This is a genomic window from Pseudomonas sp. K5002 (assembly GCF_013386655.1).
Taxonomy (GTDB): domain Bacteria; phylum Pseudomonadota; class Gammaproteobacteria; order Pseudomonadales; family Pseudomonadaceae; genus Aquipseudomonas.
In genome coordinates, this window is the sequence record NZ_JACARK010000584.1 from 1 (window position 1) to 2538 (window position 2538).

Below are 2538 nucleotides of genomic sequence, written 5' to 3' on the forward strand. Positions count from 1 at the left end.
GTTGCGTGCATCCCCCAGCAGCTTGAACGCCGCCGCCTTGCCGGCGGCAGCCTCGGTGGCGTTCTTGGCGATGCGCTGGGACAGCACCCGCAGCTCACCGGCGTGGCCGATGTACTGTTTGTCGTAGGTAGACTGGGTGTTGAGGTACGCGAAGTTGGCGAACAGCAGCATGATGAACACGATCAGCGCGATAAACAGCACGATGATCTGCGAGCGGCTGCGGGAGGCTTCCTGGGGTTTGACCGGGGTGACGGTACTCATGCGGCGACATCCATGAAACCTGGAGCCTGGGCCAGGGCGAAGGGGCTGAAGACCTGCCACAGCTGGTCGCCGTCGAACTGGCCCTGGATAAACGGCGCGCCGCCTGCGGTGCTCGTCGACAACGCGTCTTGTGCGAAATGCTGCATGCCCACCACCTCGTCCACCAACAGGCCGACAAACACGTCCTGATACTCCACCACCAGCACCCGCCGTTGTTTGCGCGCCACCGACAGCTCAAGGCCGAGGAAACCGCCCAGGTCCATCACCGGCAGCAAGCGCCCGCGCAGGTTGGCCACGCCCTTGATCCACGGCTTGACCCCGGGCATCAAGGTACAGCGCGGTTCGTGCAGCACTTCCGCCACCTCGCCCATGGGCGCCACGTACCAGTGTTCGCCCAGGCGAAACCCGATCCCGCTCCAGCTGAGCAACCGGGTTTCCTGGGACGGCAGGTCGGCAGCCAGCAAGCGGCAGCGGCGGTCGATGTCCAGCAGCAGCTCGAAGGCGGTTTGCGACTCGGTCATGGGAACGTGCCGTCAGCCGGCCAGCACCTTGTTCAGGGTGGCGATCAGGGTTTCTTCGTCTACCGGCTTGGTCAGGTAATCCTTGGCGCCCTGGCGCTCGCCCCAGATCTTGTCGGTTTCCTGATCCTTGGTGGTGATGATGATCACCGGGATGTGGCTGGTCTCGGCATCTTTGGTCAACTGACGGGTGGCCTGGAAGCCATTGAGGCCCGGCATCACGATATCCATCAGCACCGCATCCGGCTTTTCCTGACGGGCCAGCGCAACGCCATCGCCGCCGTTCTGGGCCTTGAGGACGGTGTGACCGTGCTTTTCGAGCATTTCGGTCAGTTTGTACATTTCAGTCGGCGAATCGTCGACGATCAGAACACGTGCCATGTTTTTCCCCACTTATCTAGTAGACGCAAGCCCTCGTGGGGCCCCCGTCAGTGTGCTTGTTCTACTGCGGCGAAGCCCGGTACATAGGCCTTGATCGCGCTCAGCAGTTCTTCCTTGCTGAAAGGCTTGGTCAAAAACTGATCAGAGCCGACGATGCGCCCCTTGGCCTTGTCGAACAGACCATCCTTGGAGGACAGCATGATTACCGGGATCGACTTGAACGCCGGGTTGTTCTTCACCAGCGCGCAGGTCTGATAGCCATCCAGGCGCGGCATCATGATGTCGACAAAGATAATGTGTGGATGATGGTCAACAATCTTGGCCAGGGCATCGAAACCGTCGATGGCCGTGATGACATCGCACCCTACGTTCTTCAACAGTGTTTCGGCCGTGCGGCGAATCGTTTTCGAATCGTCGATCACCATCACTTTCAAGGCGTTGGAATGCTGTTCCATATCTGCTCTACCATCGCCACAGCGAATAGGTTTTCGGTGTGTACTGCCTGATGTTGCACAGGACGAGCGCCAAAAGCCTCGGAATTCAAGGGCTGATGTGCCATGGCAGCCTTTTTAGCACAGTCTCAGAACGCAATCTATCGGCCGACCCGCGTGGTGGTTTTTCCTTGACCCACAACAGCCGCAGCGCCACTCTGACGCCACTTTTATGCGCCCTTATTTGCTAGAGGAAATCCCCCATGAGCGTTCGCGTCGGCATTGTCATGGACCCTATCGCCAGCATTTCCTATAAAAAGGACAGCTCGCTGGCCATGCTGCTGGCCGCCCAGGCCCGCGGCTGGAGCCTGTTCTATATGGAGCAGCCGGACCTTTACCAGGGCGACGGTGAAGCGCGGGCGCGGATGCGTCCCCTGCAGGTGTTTGCCAACCCCGAGAAGTGGTTCGAGCTGCAAGACGAAATCGACAGCCCCCTGAGCGACCTCGACGTGATCCTGATGCGCAAGGATCCGCCGTTCGACATGGAGTTCGTCTACTCCACCTACCTGCTGGAGCAGGCCGAGCGCGCGGGCGTGCTGATCGTCAACAAGCCCCAGAGCCTGCGCGACTGCAATGAAAAGCTGTTCGCCACGCTGTTCCCGCAGTGCACGCCGCCGACCGTGGTCAGCCGCCGCGCCGATGTGCTGCGCGAATTCGCCGCCAAGCACGGCGATGTGATCCTCAAGCCGCTGGACGGCATGGGCGGTACCTCGATCTTCCGCCACCGCGCCGGCGACCCGAACCTGTCGGTGATCCTGGAGACCCTGACTGCGCTGGGCACCCAGCAGATCATGGGCCAGGCCTACATTCCGGCGATCAAGGACGGCGACAAGCGCATCCTGATGATCGACGGCGAGCCGGTGCCTTACTGCCTGGCGCGCATTCCG

5 protein-coding genes are annotated in these 2538 nt (G+C 61.1%); 1 reads left to right on the forward strand and 4 read right to left on the reverse strand.

The genetic code is table 11. From position 1 onward, the window contains the following. The 4 genes from HX846_RS23965 to pilG form a co-directional block, all read right to left on the reverse strand. Nucleotides 1-261: type IV pili methyl-accepting chemotaxis transducer N-terminal domain-containing protein (locus tag HX846_RS23965; RefSeq protein ID WP_178966218.1), on the reverse strand; the 261-nt coding region annotated here is incomplete at its 3' end. Then, entirely contained in the window at nucleotides 258-782 is a 525-nt protein-coding gene (locus tag HX846_RS23970; protein ID WP_003213731.1) for a chemotaxis protein CheW, read from the reverse strand. The genes HX846_RS23965 and HX846_RS23970, both read right to left, overlap by 4 nt. 12 nt (nucleotides 783-794) lie before the next feature. Beyond that, complete coding sequence (gene pilH / locus HX846_RS23975; RefSeq protein WP_003213734.1) at nucleotides 795-1160, reverse strand: twitching motility response regulator PilH; 366 nt, start codon at nucleotides 1158-1160, stop codon at nucleotides 795-797. 47 nt (nucleotides 1161-1207) lie between these two features. Beyond that, nucleotides 1208-1615, reverse strand: a complete 408-nt coding sequence (pilG, locus tag HX846_RS23980) for a twitching motility response regulator PilG (RefSeq protein ID WP_003213736.1) — start codon at nucleotides 1613-1615, stop codon at nucleotides 1208-1210. Nucleotides 1616-1854: 239 nt separating this feature from the next. Here pilG and gshB point away from each other — a divergent pair. Further along, nucleotides 1855-2538, forward strand: a 684-nt coding sequence (gene gshB, locus HX846_RS23985; RefSeq protein ID WP_178966219.1) for a glutathione synthase, incomplete at its 3' end; no start/stop codon positions are given.

Excerpts from the sequence above, each read along its gene's own strand:
- HX846_RS23970 (WP_003213731.1), bottom strand. The coding sequence starts at position 782 with ATGACCGAGTCGCAAACCGCCTTCGAGCTGCTGCTGGACATCGACCGC.
- pilH (WP_003213734.1), bottom strand. The coding sequence starts at position 1,160 with ATGGCACGTGTTCTGATCGTCGACGATTCGCCGACTGAAATGTACAAA.
- pilG (WP_003213736.1), bottom strand. The coding sequence starts at position 1,615 with ATGGAACAGCATTCCAACGCCTTGAAAGTGATGGTGATCGACGATTCG.